Annotated in this window: 17 protein-coding genes; 8 read left to right on the forward strand and 9 right to left on the reverse strand. The window is 73.5% G+C overall.

Annotation, left to right across the window (positions count from 1 at the left end; translation table 11 throughout):
- Positions 1-114 precede the first annotated feature (114 nt).
- The gene (locus tag BS83_RS33700) at positions 115-1,872 is read left to right on the forward strand and encodes an NAD+ synthase (RefSeq protein WP_037607194.1); all 1,758 of its coding nucleotides are present in this window, start codon (positions 115-117) and stop codon (positions 1,870-1,872) included.
- 245 nt (positions 1,873-2,117) lie between these two features.
- Here BS83_RS33700 and BS83_RS33705 read toward each other — a convergent pair whose 3' ends face one another.
- The 3 genes from BS83_RS33705 to BS83_RS33715 all read right to left on the reverse strand — a co-directional run bounded on the left by BS83_RS33705 (position 2,118) and on the right by BS83_RS33715 (position 5,520).
- The gene (locus BS83_RS33705) at positions 2,118-3,092 is read right to left on the reverse strand and encodes an endonuclease/exonuclease/phosphatase family protein (protein ID WP_051944499.1); all 975 of its coding nucleotides are present in this window, start codon (positions 3,090-3,092) and stop codon (positions 2,118-2,120) included.
- Between the two features lie 71 nt (positions 3,093-3,163).
- Complete coding sequence (locus BS83_RS33710; protein WP_051944500.1) at positions 3,164-3,862, reverse strand: TetR/AcrR family transcriptional regulator; 699 nt, start codon at positions 3,860-3,862, stop codon at positions 3,164-3,166.
- A 14-nt stretch (positions 3,863-3,876) separates the two neighbouring features.
- Complete coding sequence (locus tag BS83_RS33715; protein ID WP_037607195.1) at positions 3,877-5,520, reverse strand: MFS transporter; 1,644 nt, start codon at positions 5,518-5,520, stop codon at positions 3,877-3,879.
- Between the two features lie 206 nt (positions 5,521-5,726).
- Between BS83_RS33715 and panB the strand changes: the two genes are divergently transcribed.
- The 3 genes from panB to BS83_RS33730 all read left to right on the forward strand — a co-directional run bounded on the left by panB (position 5,727) and on the right by BS83_RS33730 (position 8,518).
- On the forward strand, positions 5,727-6,596 hold the full coding sequence (gene panB, locus BS83_RS33720; protein ID WP_037607196.1) for a 3-methyl-2-oxobutanoate hydroxymethyltransferase: 870 nt from the start codon (positions 5,727-5,729) through the stop codon (positions 6,594-6,596).
- 111 nt (positions 6,597-6,707) lie between these two features.
- A complete protein-coding gene (locus BS83_RS33725; protein ID WP_037607197.1) occupies positions 6,708-7,721 on the forward strand; it encodes a daunorubicin resistance protein DrrA family ABC transporter ATP-binding protein in 1,014 nt (337 codons plus the stop codon).
- Positions 7,718-8,518, forward strand: a complete 801-nt coding sequence (locus BS83_RS33730; protein WP_037607198.1) for an ABC transporter permease — start codon at positions 7,718-7,720, stop codon at positions 8,516-8,518. The genes BS83_RS33725 and BS83_RS33730 overlap by 4 nt, the downstream gene beginning before the upstream one ends.
- Before the next feature lie 61 nt (positions 8,519-8,579).
- Here BS83_RS33730 and BS83_RS33735 read toward each other — a convergent pair whose 3' ends face one another.
- Complete coding sequence (locus BS83_RS33735) at positions 8,580-11,945, reverse strand: ATP-binding protein (protein WP_037607199.1); 3,366 nt, start codon at positions 11,943-11,945, stop codon at positions 8,580-8,582.
- A 168-nt stretch (positions 11,946-12,113) separates the two neighbouring features.
- Between BS83_RS33735 and BS83_RS33740 the strand changes: the two genes are divergently transcribed.
- Positions 12,114-12,911 carry a site-2 protease family protein gene (locus tag BS83_RS33740; protein ID WP_051944501.1) on the forward strand — a complete coding sequence of 266 codons (798 nt, stop codon included), beginning with the start codon at positions 12,114-12,116 and terminating at the stop codon, positions 12,909-12,911.
- Here the strand turns inward: BS83_RS33740 and BS83_RS46800 are convergent, their stop codons facing one another.
- On the reverse strand, positions 12,912-13,073 hold the full coding sequence (locus BS83_RS46800) for a hypothetical protein (protein ID WP_198035363.1): 162 nt from the start codon (positions 13,071-13,073) through the stop codon (positions 12,912-12,914).
- 107 nt (positions 13,074-13,180) lie between these two features.
- Positions 13,181-13,894: an NADPH-dependent F420 reductase gene (npdG, locus tag BS83_RS33745; protein ID WP_037607200.1), complete on the reverse strand. Its 714-nt coding sequence runs from the start codon at positions 13,892-13,894 to the stop codon at positions 13,181-13,183.
- A gap of 47 nt (positions 13,895-13,941) precedes the next feature.
- Here npdG and BS83_RS33750 point away from each other — a divergent pair, with 47 nt between their 5' ends.
- The 3 genes from BS83_RS33750 (at position 13,942) to BS83_RS33760 (ending at position 17,271) form a co-directional block, all read left to right on the forward strand.
- Entirely contained in the window at positions 13,942-14,541 is a 600-nt protein-coding gene (locus BS83_RS33750) for a hypothetical protein (protein WP_037607201.1), read from the forward strand.
- Between the two features lie 214 nt (positions 14,542-14,755).
- Positions 14,756-16,057 carry an MFS transporter gene (locus BS83_RS33755; protein ID WP_051945718.1) on the forward strand — a complete coding sequence of 434 codons (1,302 nt, stop codon included), beginning with the start codon at positions 14,756-14,758 and terminating at the stop codon, positions 16,055-16,057.
- Between the two features lie 164 nt (positions 16,058-16,221).
- Positions 16,222-17,271, forward strand: a complete 1,050-nt coding sequence (locus BS83_RS33760) for a terpene synthase family protein (protein ID WP_037607202.1) — start codon at positions 16,222-16,224, stop codon at positions 17,269-17,271.
- Between the two features lie 18 nt (positions 17,272-17,289).
- Here BS83_RS33760 and BS83_RS33765 read toward each other — a convergent pair whose 3' ends face one another.
- Genes BS83_RS33765 through BS83_RS33775 form a run of 3 tightly spaced genes read right to left on the reverse strand, consistent with a single transcriptional unit; the run spans position 17,290 to position 20,272 of the window.
- On the reverse strand, positions 17,290-17,895 hold the full coding sequence (locus BS83_RS33765) for a hypothetical protein (protein ID WP_051944502.1): 606 nt from the start codon (positions 17,893-17,895) through the stop codon (positions 17,290-17,292).
- Positions 17,892-19,226 (reverse strand): DUF58 domain-containing protein, encoded by a 1,335-nt coding sequence (locus tag BS83_RS33770; protein ID WP_084714541.1) that lies wholly within the window; start codon positions 19,224-19,226, stop codon positions 17,892-17,894. Before BS83_RS33770 ends, BS83_RS33765 begins: the two co-directional genes overlap by 4 nt.
- Positions 19,223-20,272, reverse strand: a complete 1,050-nt coding sequence (locus BS83_RS33775; protein WP_063774281.1) for an AAA family ATPase — start codon at positions 20,270-20,272, stop codon at positions 19,223-19,225. The genes BS83_RS33770 and BS83_RS33775 overlap by 4 nt, the downstream gene beginning before the upstream one ends.
- Between the last annotated feature and the right edge of the window lie 31 nt (positions 20,273-20,303).

Below are 20,303 nucleotides of genomic sequence, written 5' to 3' on the forward strand. Positions count from 1 at the left end.
CGCCCGCGCGAGCATCCTCGGGCGGGGGCGAACCGAGCCGGGGCGAGCGGCGCGCGATCGCACCGAGGGGCCCCCGCCGACCCATAGCGTCGAAGAGACGATTAGTCTGTGGCCATGACTGGCTTCCGCCTCGCGTTGAACCAGATCGACGCCACCGTCGGCGACATCGACGGCAACGCCGAGCTGATCGTCCGTTGGACCCGCCACGCCGCCGAGCAGGGCGCCCACCTGGTCGCCTTCCCCGAGCAGGCGCTCACCGGCTACCCGGTGGAGGACCTGGCCCTGCGCCCGTCCTTCGTCGAGGCCTCCCGTTCCGCGCTGGTCACCCTAGCCGCCCGGCTGGAGACGGAAGGGCTGGGCGGGACCCCGGTCGTCGTCGGCTACCTGGGCAAGTCGCTGACCGCCTCGACCCGGCTGGGCCTGCCGGCCGGATCCCCGCAGAACTGCGCGGCACTGCTCCACCAGGGTGAGGTGGTCACCCGGCTGGCCAAGCACCACCTGCCCAACTACGGGGTGTTCGACGAGTTCCGCTACTTCGTCCCCGGCGACACGCTCCCGGTCGTCCGCCTCCACGGCGTCGACGTCGCCCTCGCCATCTGCGAGGACATCTGGCAGAACGGCGGGCGGGTCCAGGCGGCGCGTCAGGCCGACGCCGGGCTGCTGCTGGTGATCAACGCCTCCCCCTACGAGGCAGACAAGGACGACGCGCGGCTGGCGCTGGTCCGCCGCCGTGCCGCCGAGGCCGGCTGCACCCTGGCCTACGTCAACCTCGTCGGCGGCCAGGACGAGCTGGTCTTCGACGGCGACTCGCTGGTCGTCGACGCGGCCGGCGAGGTGCTGGCCAGGGCGCCGCAGTTCGAGCAGGGCTGCCTGCTGATCGACCTCGACCTGCCGCGGGCGACCGCCGAGGCGGGCGGGGCGACCCACATCGTCGCGGACGGCCTGGAGGTCAGGCGCACCGTCCTGTCGGAGCAGCCGCTCCCGGCCCCGGAGCGGCCGGTCGTGCCGGGCCAGGCGCGTCGGCTGGACGAGCTGGAGGAGATCTACGCCGCGCTGGTCTGCGGGGTGCGGGCCTACGTGGAGAAGAACGGCTTCAAGTCCGTGCTGATCGGCCTCTCCGGCGGCATCGACTCGGCGCTGGTCGCGGCGATCGCGGTGGACGCGATCGGCGCGGACAACGTCTTCGGTGTCTCGATGCCGAGCGCGTACTCCTCCCAGCACTCCCGCGACGACGCGGCCGAGCTGGCCGCCCGCACCGGCCTGCACTACCGGACCGTGCCGATCGCGCCGATGTTCGACGCCTACATGGCCTCGCTGGGCCTGACCGGGCTGGCCGAGGAGAACCTGCAGTCGCGCCTGCGCGGCACGACGCTCATGGCGATCTCCAACCAGGAGGGCCAGCTGGTGCTGGCCCCGGGCAACAAGAGCGAGCTCGCCGTGGGCTACTCCACGCTGTACGGCGACTCGGTCGGCGCGTTCGGTCCGATCAAGGACGTCTACAAGTCGCTGGTCTTCCGCCTGGCCCGCTGGCGCAACGACGCCGCCCGGGAGCGCGGCGAGACCCCGCCGATCCCGGAGCACACCATCTCCAAGCCGCCGTCGGCGGAGCTGCGCCCAGGCCAGATGGACACGGACTCCCTGCCCGACTACGCCATGCTGGACGCGGTCCTGACGGCCTATGTGGAGCAGGACCGCGGCCGGGGCGAGATCGTCGCGGCGGGCTTCGACGCGGCACTGGTGGACCGGGTGATCCGGCTGGTCGACACGGCGGAGTACAAGCGCCGGCAGTACCCGCCGGGCACGAAGATCTCCTCCAAGAACTTCGGCCGCGACCGCCGTCAGCCCATCACCAACCGCTGGCGCGAGAGCTGACGCGGCGACGGTCAGGGGGGCGGACGGTCAGGCAGCGGTGACGAGGAGTCGGCTGCGGCGTGCCGGATCTGCGCGTCCTCGTGGAACACCCGCCGGCTTCCCGAGGAGGCGAGCCGGCGGTCGAGGGTGAGCGCGGTTTCGAGCGCGGTGCGCGTCTCGGGAGCGAGCCGGCCGATGTCCGTCAGACCGTCGGGCGCGGCGCAGGAGCGCGCGGGCAGAAGCGGTCCGTGGCGCCCAAGCGGTTTTCAGAGCTCGAAGTGGGCCGCGATCGGGAGGTGGTCGCTGCCGGTCTGCGGGAGGGTCCAGGCGGAGGTGGGGGTGATGCCGCGGGACATGATCTGGTCGATGCGGGCCGTCGGGAAGGAGGAGGGCCAGCTGAAGCCGAAGCCGTCGCCCGCGCTCCCCTGCGCGGAGCGCAGCTGCATGGTGATCGGGGCCAGCGCGCGGTCGTTCATGGTGCCGTTGAGATCGCCCAGCAGCAGGACCCGCTTCAGCGGCTCCCTGGTCAGCGCCTCGCCCAGCGCCTCCGCGCTGTGGTTGCGTTGGTTCGCGGTGAAGCCCCCGTCGAACTTGACGCGGACCGAGGGCATGTGGGCGACGTAGACAGCGAGGGGGCCGTTCGGCGAGTCGACGGTGGCCCGCAGGGCGCGGGTCCAGCCGATCTTGATGTCGACCGGCCCCGTGTCCGTCAGCCGGTACTTGGACCAGAGGCCGACCGTGCCCTCGACGACGTGGTAGGGGTAGGCGCCGTCCAGCTTCTGCCGGATCGTCGGGAGCTGGGCGCCGGTGATCTCCTCCAGCGCTATGACGTCGGGCTTCGCCTGCATCAGCGTGTCCATGGAGGACCCGACGTCCTGGTTGGTGGCGCTGATGTTGTGCTGGACCGCGGTGAAGTCGTAGCCGCCGCCGCTCTTGTCGGTGACCAGCGAGCCGAACATCATCACCCAGATCAGCGTCGGCGCGAGCAGCGCCGCCAGCGCCGTGGCGGAGCGGCGCAGCAGCGCGAGGACCAGGAGCACCGGGACGGCCAGGCCGAACCAGGGCAGGAAGGTCTCCATCAGGCTGCCGAAGTTGCCGACGTCGTCGGGGACCTGCCGGTGGAAGGCGAGGATCGCGGCGGTCAGCAGCGCCAGTCCGGCAAGGACCCAACCACGGCTCCAGGTGGATCGGCCCCTGCCGTCCCGCCCGCGCCAGTGGAGATCCCCGATGCCGAATGCCATGCGCCGTTCCTCACCCTTTGCCTGGTTTGCTGCGGTTCAGCCTATGGGTGGGAAGACGCCGGGCGGGGACGTCAGGTTCCCTCGGCGAAGGTGTGAGTCGGGTGAGCGGCCAGGCCGGAGAGCAGCGCGTCCACCATCGTCGCGGCGAGGTCGGGATCCTCGACCGAGGCGTCCGGATGCAGCACCGACCGCGACAGCATCGGGCCGACGACGAGCTCGCCGAGCAGGTCGGGGTCGAGGTCGGCGCGCAGCTCGCCGCGCCGCTGGGCCTCGGCGATCCGCTCGCGCAGGAGCGCGCGGCGGGGGGCGATGACGGCCTCGTGGTAGCGGCTGTAGAGGGCGGGGATGGCCCGGATCTCCGCGCCGATCATGGCGAGGTCGGTGCCGGAGCGGCGGTTCACGGCGTTCAGCCGGATGCTCTCCAGCACCGCCACCAGCGTGTCGCGGATCGAGCCCTGGTCGCAGACCGGCTCGACCTTGGACTCCAGCTTCACCAGGAGATGCAGCAGCAGCGCGTCCTTGTCGGGCCAGCGGCGGTAGATCGTCGCCTTGCCGACGCCCGCCTCGGCCGCGATGGCGTCGATGCTGAGGCCGGCCAGGCTGGACCCGCGGGCGAGCAGCCGCAGCATGCCCTCCAGGATGGAGGTCTCGACCGCCTCGTTGCGGGGTCGGCCCCGCCGGACGGGCGCTGGGGCGGCGGGCTGACGCTCGCCGATCTCACGGCTGATCAGGTGCTCGAACTCGCTGTCGACCGCGCTGCTGCTGCTCACCGCCCCATCCTCCCTCACTCCGCTTGGACCCCGGTAGTGTCGCCCGGCGCGGGGGACGGCTGCGCGTCCGCGGGCGCCGGGCCGTCCTTGGGCGCCATCGCCCCGCCGTAGGAGGCGGACTTGCCGGGCAGGAACAGCAGCGCGACGACCAGGCCGAGCGCCGCCGCGGCCGCGGCCGCCAGCGAGGTGGTGTGCATGGCGTCGATGAACGCGCTCTTGGCAGGCTCCACGACGCCCGCCGCCGACGGGCCCAGCTTCTCGGCGATGCCGAGCGTGCCCTCGATGGACTCCCCCGCCGCGCCGCGCAGCGCCGGGGGCACCGTGCCCAGGTGGTCCTGGACGCCGCTGCGGTAGGTGGTGGAGAGCAGCGCGCCCAGCACCGCGACGCCCAGCGAGCCGCCGACCTGCCGGAAGGTGTTGTTCACCGCCGAGCCGGAGCCGGCCTTCTCACGCGGCAGGCTGGCCATGATGGTGACCGAGGCGGGCGGCATGACCAGCGCCATGCCCGCGCCCTGGACGAACGCGACCACCTCGAGCACCCAGATGCCGGTGTGCCGGCCGAGCGCCAGGAAGCCGACGAAGGCCACCGCGATCAGCGCCATGCCGAGCGCGACCGTGGCCTTGACGCCGAAGCGGTCCACGACCAGCCGGGCGCGCGGCGAGAAGATCAGCTGCGCGACGGCGAGCGGGAGCAGCAGCAGACCGGCCTGCAGCGGGCTGTAGCCGCGCACGCTCTGAATGTAGAAGACGCCGAAGAACGTGACGCCCATCAGCGCGAAGAAGGCCAGGCCGATGGCGACGACGGACGCCGAGAAGTGCTTGTTGCGGAACCAGGAGATGGTCAGCACCGGGTTCCTGGCCCGGCGCTGGTAGAACACGAAGGCCACCAGCACGAGCACGCCGGCCAGCATCGGGACCCAGCTCTCCGTGGCGCCGAAGTCGGCGTCCTGGCCGCCCTTGATGATGCCGTAGATCAGCGCGACCAGGCCGACCATGGAGAGCAGCACGCCCAGCGGGTCGAGCTTGCCGGGCCTCGGGTCGCGGGAGTCGGGGACCAGCACGACCATGCCGATCAGCGCGGCCACCACGATCGGGACGTTGACCAGGAAGACCGAGCCCCACCAGAAGTGGGCCAGCAGCAGGCCGCCCGCGATCGGGCCGATGGCGATGGCCAGGCCGACCGCGCCGGACCAGATGCCGATGGCCTTCGGGTGCTCCTCGCGCTCGAAGACGTTCATGATGATCGCCAGCGTGGCCGGCAGCACGAAGGCGCCGCCGAAGCCCATGGTGGCGCGGAAGGCGATCAGCTCGCCGGGGCTGCTCGCCATGGAGCAGAGCAGCGAGCCGAGGCCGAAGACGACCATGCCGAAGAGCAGGACCTTCTTGCGGCCCAGCCGGTCGCCCAGCAGACCGGCCGTGAAGAGCAGGCCGACGAAGACCAGGGTGTAGGAGTTGATGGCCCATTCGAGCTGGCTCTGGGTGGCGCCCAGGCCGACCGGGGCGGGGGTGGCGATCGTCTTCATCGCCACGTTGAGGATCGAGTTGTCCAGCACCACGACGAGCAGGCTGAACACCAGAACCGTGAGGATCGCCCAGCGGCGCCTGTGGATGGCCTCGGGCACCCGGGGCGGCGCGGCGACAGCGGCAGTGGTCGTCATGGCAGCAGCGTAGCGCGATTTTCGATACGAGAACGTCTCGTATCGAAAACGAGACCGGATCCCTCGGCGAAACCACCCGGCAAGGTGATCTGCGCGACTCGCGCGCCCCCTCCCTTCCCCTTTCCCTTGCTCACGGCGACGTGCCAGCATGGACGTGATCCGGGGACGCCGAACGGCGCCACGAGACGACACACAGGAGACACGTCATGCAGAACGGTTCGCTTCCGCCTGCCCCGAAGGACTCCGCGCCCACCTCCCTCTACGGCGGCGTGACCTCGCGCCGGGTGACCGTGCGCGACCTGGCCGCCGCCAAGCTGCGCGGCGAGCGCTGGGCCATGCTCACCGCCTACGACGCGCTGACCGCGGGCGTCTTCGACGAGGCCGGCGTGCCGGTTCTGCTCGTCGGCGACTCCATGGGCAACTGCCACCTCGGCTACGACACCACCGTGCCGGTCACCATGGACGAGATCGCGATGCTCTCCGCCGCGGTCGTCCGCGGCACCAAGCGGGCGCTGGTCGTCGCGGACCTGCCGTTCGGCAGCTACCAGGAGTCCCCGGCCCAGGCGCTGCGGAACGCGGTGCGGCTGATGAAGGAGGCGGGCGTCCACGCGGTCAAGCTGGAGGGCGGCGAGCGCTCCGCGCCGGCCATCGAGATGCTGGTGCAGGCCGGCGTGCCGGTCATGGCCCACCTCGGGCTGACCCCGCAGTCCGTGCACGCGCTGGGCGGCTACCCCGTCCAGGGTCGCGGCGACGAGGCCTCGCACCAGCTGCTGCGCGACGCCAAGACGGTCCAGGCGGCCGGCGCCTTCTCCGTGGTCCTGGAGGCCGTCCCGGCCGAGCTGGCCGCGCAGGTCACCGCCGAGGTGCACATCCCGACGGTGGGCATCGGCGCGGGCGTCGGCTGCGACGCCCAGGTGCTGGTCTGGACGGACATGGCGGGCATGACGGCGGGCCGGGTGCCGAAGTTCGTCAAGCAGTACGCGAACCTGCGGGCCGAGCTGGGCCGGGCGGCGCGCGAGTACATCGACGACGTGCGCGCCGCGACCTTCCCGGCCGAGGAGCACAGCTTCCACTGAGCACGGCACACCGGCGCGGCCCGGCCCCGCCGGGCCGCGCGTGACGCCGTGACGGCGCGCTGACGGAGCTCTGACGGAGCCGCGTCGGCGCGCCCCGGCAGAGTCCTCGGCATGGAGCTGAGGCAAGAACCGACGAACGCCGCCACCGCGCACACCGCCGTCTCCGTGCGCGGACTGGCCAAGCACTACGGCGCGACCAGGGCCCTCGACGGCGTCGACCTCGACGTCGCCGAGGGCACCGTCATGGGCGTGCTCGGCCCGAACGGCGCGGGCAAGACCACCCTGGTCCGGATCCTCTCCACACTGATCCGGCCCGACGCCGGGCGCGCCGTCGTCTCCGGCTGGGACGTCGAACGCCAGCCGCGGCAGCTGCGCCGCGCGATCGGCCTGACCGGGCAGTACGCCTCGGTGGACGAGCTGCTCTCCGGCTACGAGAACCTCTACCTGATCGGCCGGCTGCTGGACCTGAGCGCGAAGGGCGCCAAGGCTCGCGCCGAGGAGCTGCTGGAACGTTTCTCCCTCACCGACGCCGCGCGGCGTCCGGCCCGCACCTACTCCGGCGGCATGCGCCGCAGGCTGGACCTGGCCGCCTCGATGATCGGGCGCCCGCGCGTCCTCTTCCTCGACGAGCCCACCACGGGCCTCGACCCGCGCACCCGCAACGAGGTCTGGGGGGAGGTGCGGCAGATGGTCGGCGAGGGCTCGACGGTGCTGCTCACGACCCAGTACATGGAGGAGGCGGAGCAGCTCGCGCAGGACCTCACCGTCTTCGACCACGGCAGGGTCATCGCGGCTGGCCGCGTCGACGCGCTCAAACGCCAGGTCGGCGAGCAGACCCTGACGATCCGTCCGGCCCGGCCCGAGCAGCTGGACGCCATGGTCCGCTGCCTGACCGACCGCGGTCTGGCCGCGAGCGCGACCGCCGACGGCCTGGTCAGCGTCCCGGCCGGGGACGAGGAACGGATGACCGCCGTCGTGGCGGCGCTCGGCGGCTCCGGGCTCGGCATCGCCGGCCTGGAGACCCGGCTGCCCAGCCTGGACGAGGTCTTCCTCGCCATCACCGGCGTCCCGGCGGACGCCGCGAACCAGCACGTTTCCGCGCCGACCCTGGAGCCCGTCGCATGAGCGTCTACGCCTCACCCCTGCTCGACCAGCGGATCAGCCTGCGCGCCAGCGCGCACCACGTCGGCGCGCTGACCCGCCGCAACCTGATGCGCATCAAGGCGGACCCCGAGTCCATGCTCGACGCCCTGCTGATGCCGATCCTGTTCACGGTGCTATTCGTCTACGTCTTCGGCGGCGCCGTCTCCGGCAACTCGCACAACTACGTCCAGTACATGGTCCCCGGCATGCTCGGGCAGATCGGCATCAGCCTGGCCATGGCCGTCGGAACCGGCCTGAACAGCGACTTCACCACCGGCGTGATGGACCGGTTCCGCACCCTGCCGATCGGCAGGGCGTCCGTCCTGGTGGCCAAGCTGCTGGCGGAGAGCTGCCGCTCGGCGGTCTCCCTGGTGATCCTGCTCGCCTTCGCGATGTGCCTGGGCATGCGGGTGCACACTGGTCCGCTGCAGTTGCTCGCCGCGCTCGGGCTGGCGATGGCCTTCGGGACCGGCATGGTCTGGGTCTCCATGCTGCTCGGCATGTCTCTGAAGAACCCGCAGTCGGTGCAGGGCGTGGGGATGCTGATCATCATGCCGCTGCAGTTCGGCAGCTCGACCTTCGCCCCGGTCCGCTCGATGCCTGGCTGGCTGCAGGCCTTCACCTCGTACAACCCGCTGTCGGCGCTCGCGGACTCCAGCCGGGCGCTGATCAACGGCAGCGAGGTGCTGCACCCGGCGCTGAAGGTGCTCGCCTGGTCGGTCGGGCTGACGCTCGCCTTCGCGCCGCTGGCCGTGGCCCGCTTCCGCAAGCGGACCTGAGCCCCCGGCCCCGCGCGGTTCGGCCCGGCAGGTTCGACCCGACAGGTTCGGCCCGGCAGGCTCAGGCCAGCATCAGCCGCACGGTCGCCTCTGCGTCCAGGGCCGCGCCGGCCGCGTACGCGGCCTCGAAGCCCGCGTCGCCGAGCAGCTCGCGCAGGCCGGCGACGGTCTCGTCGAGGGCCGCACGGTCGAGATGGTGCGCGGCCGAGCGCGTCTGCAGCCGGTCGAAGGCGCCGATCAGCATGGCCGCCGTGACGGCGGGGCGTTCCTGTCCCGCCGTCACGGCGCCCGCGCGCTCGCACCGCAGCAGGGTCGAGGCCAGCGCCGGGATCAGGACCAGCGGCAGCTGCTCGGCGACGTAGGGCGCCAGCGGGTGCGTCCGCATCTCGGCCAGGCCCGTGCGGATCCGCAGCAGCCCCTCCGCCGGCCGGCCCTCCATCGCGTCGACCGCGCCCAGCATGCCGGTGATGAGGCCGTTGAGCATGGTGCCGAAACCCTGCCCGTCGTGGTCGGGCAGCAGGCCCTCCAGCAGGGCGCGGGCCTCGGGCAGGCGCTTCTGCCGGGTGCGCAGCCCGGCCAGCAGCATCGTGCCGAAGAGTCCGGCGCCCTGCCCGGCCGCACCGTAGGCGACGGCGTCACCGATGCCGCCCTCCAGTTCCGCCTCGCCCTCGTCGAAGCGGCCCAGGCCGAGCAGCGCGTCGCCGAGCCTGACCCGCAGGACCGGCAGCGCCTGGTCGGCGCCGATCTCGCGGGCCAGCACGATCGCCTCCCGCGCGCAGCGCACGCCCTCGGCGAAGTCGCCGTTGAAGTTGGCGACCTCGGCCTGTCCGGCGAGCGCCTCCGCGCAGCCCCAGCGGTCGCCGAGCCGGGTGAAGATCGCCAGGCTCTCCACCGCGTCGTCCGCGGCCTGCGGCCGGCTGTCCGGCACGTCGTTGAGCAGCTTGGAGCGGACCTGCAGCACGCAGGCCAGCTCCCAGTCGCGGCCGAACCCGCGACAGCCCTCGACCATCGCGTCGATCGTCGGCCGCAGCTGGACCAGCAGTCCGGCGAACATCAGCACGTAGACGCGCTGGATCGCGGGCAGCCTGGAGGACTGCGGGAGCGCGTCGGGATAGGCGTCGACGATCTTCTCGCCGAGGATGCGCATCGCCGGCTCCGGATCGCGGCCGAAGTCGCCGTCGGTGGAGAGGAAGGAGGTGACGGCCGCCGCGCGGCGCGCCTCCTCCAGCACCGGCCGCGGCCACGGCGGCGGCAGGTCCGCCGGCCCCTCGGGCACCGGCACCGGCTCGGCGTCGAACGGGTCGCAGGGAACCAGGGTGAGCACGGCCCCGCACCAGGCCGCCGCCTCCGCGCGCTGGTTGCGCAGCATCCAGTACCAGCTGAGGCCGAGCAGCAGGCTCAGTGCCTCCTGCTCCTCCCCCGCCTCGATCGCGCGACGCAGCGCGGCGCGGAGGTTGTCGTGCTCGGAGTCGAGCACCGCCAGCGCCTCCAGTTGCGCGCCGGAGCGCAGCAGCGGGTCGGTGGTGCGGGCGAGTTCGCGGAACCAGCGCAGATGGGCGACGGCCAGGGCGTCGCGCTCGCCGGAGTCGCGCAGCCGCTCGGCCGCGTACTCGTGGATGGTCTCCAGCATCCGGTAGCGCGGCGCGGGCCCGGAGAGATCGGCCTGCACCAGGGACTTGTCGACGAGCGAGAGCAGGTGGCCCGCGACCTCGTCCGCGGAGATCTCCACACCGTCGGCGCAGATCGGCTCGGCGGCCTCCAGGGTCCAGCCCCCGGCGAAGACGGAGAGCCGGGCGAGCAGGGTCCGCTCCTGGGGCTCCAGCAGCTCCCAGCTCCAGTCGACGACGGCGCGCAGCGTCTGCTGCCGCGGCAGGTCCGTTCGGTTGCCGCTGGTGAGCAGCGCGAAGCGGCGGTCGAGCCGGTCGGCGAGCCGACGGGGCGTCAGGCCGCGGAGTCGGGCCGCGGCCAGCTCGATGGCCAGCGGCAGCCCGTCCAGGCGGCGGCAGATCTCGGCGCAGGCGGCCGGGTCGTGCGCGGGGTCGGCCGGATCGAATCCGGGGCGGGCCGCCGCGCCGCGATCGGCCAGCAGCCGCAGCGCGTTCGGGTCCGGGAGCGGTCCGACCGGCCTGACCGTCTCGCCGGCCACCCCGAGCGGTTCCCTGCTGGTCGCCAGGACGGTGACGCCGGGACAGGCCGCGACCAGCTGTGCGGCGAACTCCGCGGCGGCCTGGACCAGATGCTCGCAGTTGTCGAGGACCAGCAGCAGGGTGCGCGACGCGCAGTGCTCCAGCAGGCGTTGCAGCGGCGTCTCCGGCTCGGCGACCGCCCCGGCCGCGAGCGCCTCGGCGCGTCCCAGGGGCAGGCGGGTCACCCGCAGCCCGAGCGCTCCCAGCGCGGCGTCGACGACCGCCCTCGGGTCGTCCAGCGGAGCGAGCTCGACCATCCAGACGCCGTCCGGGTACGCGTGCGCCACCGACTCGGCGGCCTGCTGGGCGAGCCGGGTCTTGCCGGTGCCGCCAGGCCCGGTCAGGGTCAGCAGCCGTGCCTGCGGCAGCGAAGCCCGCAGCGCCGCGAGTTCGTCCTCGCGGCCGACGAAGCTGGTGAGCCTGGCCCGCAGGTTCCCTGCGGGGCGCACTGCCGCGGCGGACGGCGGGGGTGTCGGGGGCTTCGGGGGCGTCGGCCGTGACGCCGCCGTGGCGGCCGGCGCCTCCCGCGGTGCCAGCAGCTCGGCGTGGAGCGCGCGCAGGGCGGGACCGGGGTCGGCGCCGAGGGAGTCGGCCAGGCGGCGGCGGAAGGCCTCGTAGGCGAGCAGTGCCTCGGGGGTCCGCCCGACGGCCCGCAGCGCGCGCAGCCGGAGCTCCTGCAGCGACTCGTCCAGCGGCTCGGCCGCCAGCAGCTCCGCCAGCTCGGGCAGGACGGCCCGCGCCCGGCCGAGCGCGAGCTCGGCGCCGAGCAGCGCGCGGTGCGCGGCCGCGTACTCGGCGTCGAGCCGGCGGGCGGCGTCGTCGCGGGACGGGAGGTCGGCCAGGGCGGGGCCGCGTCGGAGCGCCAGCGCGGAGCGCAGCAGCGTCGACGCGGCGGCGGGGCCGGTTGCGGGGTCGTCGGTTGCCGCTGCCTGGGCGACGAGGGCGCGGAAGGCGGTCACATCGGTGTCCCCGCCGCGCAGCCGGTAGCCCTCGGGGCCGGAACCGACGCGCTCCGCGCCGACGGCCCTGCGCAGCCGGGCGACCAGGGTCTGCAGCGCGTCCTGCGGATCCGCGGGAGGGCTCTCCGCCCAGATCTCCTCGATCAGCGCCCAGGCCTGGGCGGGCCGGCCCTCGCGCAGCGCCAGCGCCGCGACCAGCGCGCGCAGCCGGGCGCCGGGGAGCGCCACGGGTTCGCCGTCGTCACCGGTGACGGTCGTGCTGCCGAGAATCCCGAAGCGCATCGCACCATTGTCGTCGACGCGGTGCGATGATCGACGCCGGCTGGAACGCCGCCGGGTTCCCCGGCGTTGACCGGGTGCACGAGAGGGTCCCGCGACAGGCTTGGTGTTGTCCGTGCGGACCCGGCATTATCGGCACTTCATGTCCCCTGGACCGGAGCCCCGTCACCCATGAGCGCGTTCGACACCCATCGCCACTCCGACCGTAGGATCAGCACCGTCTTCTGGGTCCTGCTCGCGATCTGCGCGGCGTCCGGCTGGGCGCTGTGGACCGGCTGGGGCAACACCTCGTTCGGCGTCTTCCTCTTCGTCTGCGCGGGCTGGCTGGTCTCCCTGTGCCTGCACGAGTTCGGCCACGCGCGGATGGCACTGCACGGCGGTGACATCAGCGTCGGCGCCAAGGGCTACCTGACGTTGAACCCGCTCAAGTACACGCACCCCGTGTACAGCTTCGTGATGCCGCTGGTCTTCATCATCCTGGGCGGGATCGCCCTGCCGGGCGGCGCGGTCTTCATCGAGCGTGGGCGCATCCGCAGCAAGACCAAGAACAGCCTGATCTCGGCGGCGGGGCCGCTCAGCAACGCGCTCTTCGCGCTGGTCCTGCTGCTGGTGCTGAGCCAGGTGAACACCGGCGTGCACGCGAACTTCTGGGGCGCGGTGGGCTACCTCGCGTTCTTCCAGGTCATGGCCACGCTGCTCAACCTGGTTCCGATGCCGGGCCTGGACGGCTACGGGATCATCGAGCCCTGGCTCTCCTACGAGACCCGCCGCTCGCTGGCGCACCTCGCGCCCTACGGCATGATGATCGTCTTCCTGCTGCTGTGGAACACCACGATCAACAACTGGTTCTTCAACGACCTGATCTTCCCGATCATGGGCTGGTTCGGGCACGCCGACGAGTTCGCCAAGTACGGCGACTACCTCTTCCCCCGGCTCAGCCTGAACTTCGGCGGCTTCGGGGGCAACTGATCAGGCGCGCGAGCGCTTCCACTGCACCCAGCCGACGTTGCTGGCCACCCCGGCCAGCAGCACGAAGGCGAGCCCGAGCCAGAACTGCGCCAGCACCGAGACCACCGCGGCGGCGAGGGCCAGGACGGCGAGGGCGAAGGCGAAGAGCGCGAAGCGGGACATCGGGGGAACTCCAGAGAGCACGAGGACGACGGGCCGGACAGGGACATTCTCCCTCTTCGGCCCGTCGTCCCGTTCCCGGGGTCCGACCTGCGGGTCGGACGTCCCGGTCAGACGTCGGTGATGCGCAGGCCCGCGTGGGCCTTGTAGCGGCGGTTGACCGAGATCAGGTTCGCCACCAGGGACTCCACCTGGTGCGCGTTGCGGAGCCGGCCGGCGAAGACGCCGCGCATGCCGGGGATCCGGTTCGCCAGCGCCTGGACCACGTCCGTCGCCGCGCGCTCCTCGCCCAGGACCAGCACGTCGATGTCGATCTCCGCGACCTCGCGGTCCTCCAGCAGCACCGCCGACAGGTGGTGGAACGCGGCGGTGACCCGCGAGTCCGGCAGCAGGGACGCCGCCTGCTGGGCCGCGCTGCCCTCCTCCGGCTTGAGCGCGTAGGCGCCCTGCTTGTCGAAGCCGAGCGGGTTGACGCAGTCGACGACGATCTTTCCGGCCAGCTCGGTGCGCAGCGAGGCCAGCAGTTCGGCGTGGCCCTCCCAGGGCACGGCGACGATCACGATGTCGCTGCGCGCCGCGGTGCCCGCGTTGTCCGCGCCCTCGACGCCGAGGCCGAGCTCGGCCGCAGCCGCCTCCGCGCGCTCGGCGCTGCGCGAGCCGATGATCACCTTCTGGCCGGCCAGCGCCAGCCGGTAGGCGAGCCCGCGTCCCTGCGGGCCGGTGCCGCCGAGCACGCCGACGACGAGCTCGGAGACGTCGGGCAGGTCGAAAGGCGTCCGGGCGGCGGCAGCTGCGCCGGTCGACGCTGCATCAGATGTACTCATGGCCCGATCCTCCCATTACGGCGCCGCGGTGCGGGAGCATGGCTGCCATGGATGCGGTGAGGGTCACAATGCTGCGCGAGCTGCTGGCCGACACGCCCTGGCTCGCCCGGACACGCGGCTTCGGCGGCGCGCTGCGCGGGGCGGCGCGCCCCGGCGGCCTGCTTCTGGTCGGCACCGAGCTGGACGAACCCTGGCACCTGGCGGCCCACCTGACCGACGAGGCGGCCTACGCCGACCTCCCCGAACTCGCCCCCGTCCTGGTGCGCCACCGTGTGCCGCCGGGCGCGCCGCCGCATCTCGCGGTGCCGCTGAGCCGTCTGGAGCAGGCGCGGCGCGGCGAGACCGTCTTCGTCGTCGCCCCGGACACGGCCGGCGAGGGCCTGCTGGAACGGGTGCACGACGCGCGCCGGACCGGAGCGACGGTGCTGGCGCTGGAGGCGGACGACCCGGAGCTGCGCGGCTTGGCGCACGAGGCGCTGACCGTGCGGCGCGAGCCGACGGCCCCCTCCTTCGAGCTGGTCCAGCACCTGGTCAGCGCGGCGGCGGGAGAACCACCCCGCCCCCGCCGCGGCGCCCGCACGCTCCGCGACCGCCTCGGCCGCCTGGTCGACCACCTCTCGGCTCCGCCGCCCCCGATCGGCTGGTAGTCCTGGGGGACGTCGCACTGTCCAGGGGCGCGGGGAACTGCGCAAGAAACCACCCTGTGCGGACGGCCCTGCGCGTGTGCGGACCATCCGCGCGTCGGTGGCTCGTCGCGCCCACGCGCCGGAGGCGCATATCGGCAGAGCCTCGCGCCCCTGAGGTGGATATTCGATTGCCCAGGGCTCAGGTCGCAGCGAGCATGGGCCCGTGAACGTGGGCATGGATCTCTCCCCTTGGCGCAGCTCCCGTGACTTCCGGCTGCTGTGGAGCGCGGGAGCGGTCACCCTCTTCGGCAGCTTCCTGACGATGGTCGCGCTGCCGCTGCAGATCAAGGCGATCACCGGTTCCTCACTCGCCGTCGGCGCCGTGGGCGCCGTCGAGCTGGTGCCGCTGGTGGTCTGCGGGCTGTGGGGCGGCGCGCTCGCCGACGCGTTGGACCGGCGGGCGCTGGTGCTGTGGACGGAGATCGCGCAGGGCCTGTGCACGCTGGTCCTGGTCGTCGACGCGGCGCTGCCGCACCCCGTCCTCTGGCCGCTCTACGTCGTCGCCGCGCTGAGCTCCGCCGCGGGCGCGCTGCAGCGGCCCTCGATCGACGCGCTGACCCCGAAGCTGGTCCCCCACGAGCAGCTCACCGCGGCGGCCTCGCTCAACTCGCTGCGCTGGAACGTCGGAGCGATCGTCGGCCCGGTCCTGGCCGGGCTCATCGCGACGACCGCCGGTGTCGGCGTCGCCTTCGACGTCGACCTGGCGACCTTCGCGGTGTCCGCGCTGCTCATCGCGCGGATGCGGCCGATCCCGGCCGCGCCCGGCGCGGAGCGGGCCTCCGTCGGCTCGATCGTGGAGGGGCTGCGCTACGCCCGGAGCCGGCCCGACCTGCTCGGCACCTACGCCGTCGACCTCGCGGCGATGCTCTTCGCGATGCCGGTCGCGATCTTCCCCTTCCTCGCGGACCGGCTGCACGCCTCCTGGGCGCTCGGCCTGATGTACGGGTCGTTCGCGGTGGGCTCGCTGCTGGTCTCGCTGACCAGCGCCTGGGCCTCGCGGATCCGGCGGCACGGCCGCATGGTGGTGGTCGCCGCGCTGGGCTGGGGTGTGGCGATCACCGGCGCGGGGCTGTCGGCGAACGTCTGGGCGGTGCTGGGCTGCCTGGTCGTCGCCGGGGCCGCGGACATGATCAGCGGGCTGTTCCGGGCGACGCTGTGGAACGGCACGATCCCCGAGGAGCTGCGCGGCCGCTTGGCCGGCGTCGAGCTGCTCAGCTACTCGGTCGGACCGCAGCTCGCCTCGGTCCGGGCCGGGTGGAGCGCGGCGGCGTTCGGGGTGCGCACCTCCGTCTGGGCGGGCGGCCTGGCCTGCGTGGCCGGTGTGGCCGCGCTCGCCTGCGCCTTCCCCGCCCTGTGGCGCTACGACGTGCGGACGGACCCGCACGCCCTCGCGCTCGCCGCCCGGCGGCCCGCCGAGTCGGCGACGCCGGCGGACGACCGCGACCTGGCCGCGGAACCGGGCGTCGCACCCGCCTGAGGCGACCCAGCTCCCAGGCTCACCCGTTCGCGCACCCGCGTGGCGCAATCGGCGTGCCGCCGCGAAGGTTGCCTCGTTGGGCACGCGTCGGGACGCGGTCGGGCGGCGCGAGGACACGGGCCCGGCGCAGCGGCCATGCGGGTAGGCGGCAAAGGAGAGACCGGATGAGCTCAGCCAGCGCGGCAGCGAGGACCGCCCGCGAGCAGGTGCTCGCGCTGGACCTCGACCTCCCGCACGGGCGGCTGCGCGCCTCCCGCCTGCACCCGGACGAGGACCTGATCAGGGCCGAGCACGACGCCTGGTTCCGTGCGCTTCTGACGGACGTCCGGCTGAAGGGCAGTGAGCGGATCTTCCGCGAGTGCGAGGGCGTGAGCCTGATGTGCCGGGTGCTGCCGGAGGCGGACGCGGAGCGCCTGGTCGGCATCTGCATCGCCGCCTCCGCGCTGTTCCTGCTCGACGACGTCGCCGACGACGAGGCCTGCGAGCGGGCCCGCGCCGACGACTACCTGGCCGTGCTGCACGACGCCGCGCCCTCGACGCCGGGGTCGGCGCCGCTGCGCCTGCTCGCGCGGACCCTGACCCGCGCCCGCGCCGGGGTCCCGGCCCGGCTGTGGACGCGGTTCGTCGCGGGCTTCTCCGAGGTGATCGCCGCCGGGGCGGGCAAGGGGCAGAGCGCGATCGACAGCTACGAGGGCTATCTCAAGGTCCGCTACGCCGACTCGGCGTTCGACCTGGTCGGCGTGGCGATCGAGCACGGGCTCGGCATGGATCTCACCCGTACCGCTGCCACCGCGCCGGCGGACCTGTGGGGGTCGCTGCACCAGACGTGTTTCGTCCACACGATCCTGGTCAACGACCTGTTGTCGTTCCGCAAGGAGTACTTCGGCGCGGAGCCGATGAACGCGCTGTCCGTGCTCGCCCGGACCGAGGGTCTGACCCTCCAGCAGGCCGCGACCGAGGTCTGCACCCGGATCGCCGACGCCGAGGACGCGTTCCTGACGCACGCCGCCGCCCTGCGCGGGCCTGGCGCGCACGCGAGCCCCGACGCCGACCTCGACCGGTACCTGACGGCGTGGGAGCTGATGCTCGCCGGCAACCTGACCTGGTCACTGGGCTGTGCCCGCTACCACGGCGCGGCCGCGCCCCAGCGCCGACCGGGTGACCCGCTGCCGACCCGGATGGAACTGCACCGGGACCGCACCGTCTTCAGCTGAGCGGCGCCGCGGCCCCCGTCAACGGCGCGGCGGAGTGCGCCGCAACGCGATCGCCAGCGTCGCGGTGACGACCAGCACCAGTACGGCCGCCAGCCCGCGCGCCCAGGAGCCGGCGGCCGCGATCGACATCACCGCGCCGGTCAGCACCAGGCCCTGTGCGGCGAACGCGCCGAGAACCGTCGGCCAGTCGCGCAGCTGCGCCAGGCCGGGCGGACCGCCCGCCGCCGCGTCCACGAAGAGCAGGTAGGCCAGGAGCAGTGCGGCGTCCCAGGCCATCAGCCAGACCGGGGGCGCGGTCGGCGCCACCACCACGACGAACCCGACCGCGAGCACGGTGTTGCGGTGCCGGGAGAGCTGCGTGCGCCACAGGACGTTGCCCGTGACCGGACGCGCCACGACCGGCGGCGCGGCGAACCAGGCGACGGTCCCGAAGACGCCGAGCAGCAGCAGCCAGACGACCAGCCGCGGGACCGTCGTGCTCTCGGACAGCCAGACCGGGTTGGCCGCGGCGAGGGCCATCGCCGCGCCGAGGCCGCGACCGGCCAGGGTCTCGCTGCGCAGGGCCGCGTCGGGCGACGGCTCGAGCGGCGCCGCGCCGCCGGTCACGGACGGCAGATCGCTCATCGGAGCCTCCCCTGGATGCGGGTGCGCAGCAGCGGCGCGAAGGTCAGGTCGAGGGTGTCGCCCTCCCAGGGCGCGACCGGGATGCCCTTCTCCGTCAGGCTCCAGCGCAGTGCCGTCCGGTCCTGGCGCCACAGGCGCAGGGCGAGCGCCTCGTTGTGGTCGCCGGTGCTGATCCGCGGATCACCGATGGGGATCTCCACGACCACGACCGGGTTCCCGCGCTCCGCCAGCCCGCCGAGGACGCCCATCATCCTGTTGTCGGCCAGCGGCGTCACCGCGTGCACCAGCGCGCCGTGCGGGAGCGCGGGCGGGGGCAGCCGGTTGAGGTCGGGCGTCACGTAGGCGAGGTCGCGGCGGACGTCCAGAACGGTCTGCACCAGGCGGTAGAAGTACTGGTCGCCCTGGCCGGGTTGGAGCCAGTGCAGCTTGCCGCCGACCGAGACCACGCCGACCCGGTCGTGGCTGCGCAGGTAGGCGCGGACGATGCCGGCCGCGACCCTGAGCGACTCGTCCAGGCTGGAGACGCCGGTGGACGGGTCGCGCAGGTCGGCGAACGCGTCGAGCAGCACCACCACGTCGGCGGCCCGCTCGGAGGCGAACTCCTGCAGCTGGATGCTGCCGCGCCGGGTGGTGGAGGGCCAGTTGATCCGACGCTGCCGCTCGCCCCAGACGAACGGGCGGACGCCCACGACCTCGATGCCCTCGCCCTGCTGCCGCGAGGTGTGTTCGCCGAGGTTGCCGGGCAGCCGCACCGGAACCGGCGTCAGCCCGCCCTCGGAGGGGATCGGGAAGATCTCGACCGTGCCCAGCTCCACCCGGAGCGTGCGGCGCAGCAGCCCGCCCCGGTCGTGGATGTCCACGTCCACGGTGCCCAGCGGCCAGCGGCCCCAGCGCCGGGCGACGAAGCCGAGCGTCAGCTGCGCGCCCTCGACGTCGATCGAGACCAGCTCGGCCCCGGCCCCTGGCACCACGCCGGGGTCGATCCATTCGGCGGTCCCGTCGAAGCCGACGGAGAAGCGGACCGTGATCGGCTCGCCCTCGAAGACCCGGCCGCTGGACTGGTGGACCAGCCCGCCCGCCAGCCTCGGCTCGCCCTTGACCCGGCGCGGGCCGAGGGCGGCGAAGAGCAGCAGGCAGAGCGGCCCGGCCGCCAGTGCCAGCAGCCACGGCTGTGCCGTCACCAGCGCCAGCACCAGCGCCGCCACGGCGACGGAGGCCAGCCTCATCGCCCGCTCGGCCGGCCGCGCGCCCGTCTCCCCCAGGCTGGGGATCTCCTCGTGCTCGCCGCCCTGCGGTTGCCCGCCGAGCGCACGGACGACCGGGTGGATCATGCGCCGACCGGGTTCGCGTGCGCCGCGTCCTGCGGGTGGACCTGCTCCGCCGTCAGCGGCGGCGCCTGACGCCGGGTGACCGGCGTCGGGACGCTCTGGACCAGGCCCGCGATGACGTCGTCCGCGGAGATCCGGCGCACCCACAGCTCCGGCTTGAGGGTGACCCGGTGGGCCAGCGCGGGCAGCGCCACGGCCTTCACGTCCTCGGGGGTCACGTAGTCGCGCCCGGCCATGACCGCCCGCGCGCGGGCCAGCTGGACCAGCGCGAGGCCGCCGCGCGGCGAGGCGCCGACCTGGATCTGCGCGTGCCTGCGGGTCGCGTCGACCAGCGCCACGATGTAGTCGACCAGGTCGGAGTCGACCTCGACCTGCTCCAGCGAGTCCCGCATCGCCTGCACCTCGACGGGGGTGCTGAGTGCGGTCAGCACGGCCTCCGGCGCGTTCCGGTCCAGGCGGCGGCGCAGCATCGCGGCCTCCTCGGCGACGGGCAGGTAGCCCATCCGCACCCGCAGCAGGAACCGGTCCAGCTGTGCCTCGGGCAGCGTGTACGTGCCCTCGTACTCGATCGGGTTGTCGGTGGCGATGACCACGAACGGCTGCGGCAGCGGACGGGTGACGCCGTCGACGGAGACCTGGCCCTCGGCCATCGCCTCCAGCAGCGCGGCCTGGGTCTTCGGGGGCGTCCGGTTGATCTCGTCGGCGAGCAGCAGGTTGGCGAAGACCGGGCCGGGCCGGAACACCATCTCGCCGGTGCGCTGGTCGTAGAAGGGCGCGCCGGTCACGTCGGAGGGCAGCAGGTCCGGGGTGAACTGGATGCGGCGGAAGTCGAGGCCGAGCACGGTCGAGAAGGAGCGGGCCAGCAGCGTCTTGCCGAGCCCGGGCAGGTCCTCGATCAGCACGTGGCCGCCGGCCAGCACGCCGAGCATCACCAGTTCGAGCGCGGCGCGCTTGCCGACGACGGCGCGCTCGATCTCGTCGAGGACGGCGTGGGCACGGACTCCCGCCTGCTGCGGGGTCAGCTTGTCCGTTTCGGGGGCGGCGGTCACGGTGCTCCTCGGTGGGTGTCGGCGAAAGGTC

Origin of the sequence: Streptacidiphilus rugosus AM-16 (assembly GCF_000744655.1) — a bacterium.
In the GTDB taxonomy this organism is placed as follows: domain Bacteria; phylum Actinomycetota; class Actinomycetes; order Streptomycetales; family Streptomycetaceae; genus Streptacidiphilus; species Streptacidiphilus rugosus.

Coding starts and splice junctions, on each gene's coding strand:
- BS83_RS33700 (WP_037607194.1), top strand. CDS start 115: ATGACTGGCTTCCGCCTCGCGTTGAACCAGATCGACGCCACCGTCGGC.
- BS83_RS33705 (WP_051944499.1), bottom strand. CDS start 3,092: ATGGCATTCGGCATCGGGGATCTCCACTGGCGCGGGCGGGACGGCAGG.
- BS83_RS33715 (WP_037607195.1), bottom strand. CDS start 5,520: ATGACGACCACTGCCGCTGTCGCCGCGCCGCCCCGGGTGCCCGAGGCC.
- panB (WP_037607196.1), top strand. CDS start 5,727: ATGCAGAACGGTTCGCTTCCGCCTGCCCCGAAGGACTCCGCGCCCACC.
- BS83_RS33725 (WP_037607197.1), top strand. CDS start 6,708: ATGGAGCTGAGGCAAGAACCGACGAACGCCGCCACCGCGCACACCGCC.
- BS83_RS33730 (WP_037607198.1), top strand. CDS start 7,718: ATGAGCGTCTACGCCTCACCCCTGCTCGACCAGCGGATCAGCCTGCGC.
- BS83_RS33735 (WP_037607199.1), bottom strand. CDS start 11,945: ATGCGCTTCGGGATTCTCGGCAGCACGACCGTCACCGGTGACGACGGC.
- BS83_RS33740 (WP_051944501.1), top strand. CDS start 12,114: ATGAGCGCGTTCGACACCCATCGCCACTCCGACCGTAGGATCAGCACC.
- BS83_RS46800 (WP_198035363.1), bottom strand. CDS start 13,073: ATGTCCCGCTTCGCGCTCTTCGCCTTCGCCCTCGCCGTCCTGGCCCTC.
- npdG (WP_037607200.1), bottom strand. CDS start 13,894: ATGAGTACATCTGATGCAGCGTCGACCGGCGCAGCTGCCGCCGCCCGG.
- BS83_RS33750 (WP_037607201.1), top strand. CDS start 13,942: ATGGATGCGGTGAGGGTCACAATGCTGCGCGAGCTGCTGGCCGACACG.
- BS83_RS33755 (WP_051945718.1), top strand. CDS start 14,756: ATGGATCTCTCCCCTTGGCGCAGCTCCCGTGACTTCCGGCTGCTGTGG.
- BS83_RS33760 (WP_037607202.1), top strand. CDS start 16,222: ATGAGCTCAGCCAGCGCGGCAGCGAGGACCGCCCGCGAGCAGGTGCTC.
- BS83_RS33765 (WP_051944502.1), bottom strand. CDS start 17,895: ATGAGCGATCTGCCGTCCGTGACCGGCGGCGCGGCGCCGCTCGAGCCG.
- BS83_RS33770 (WP_084714541.1), bottom strand. CDS start 19,226: ATGATCCACCCGGTCGTCCGTGCGCTCGGCGGGCAACCGCAGGGCGGC.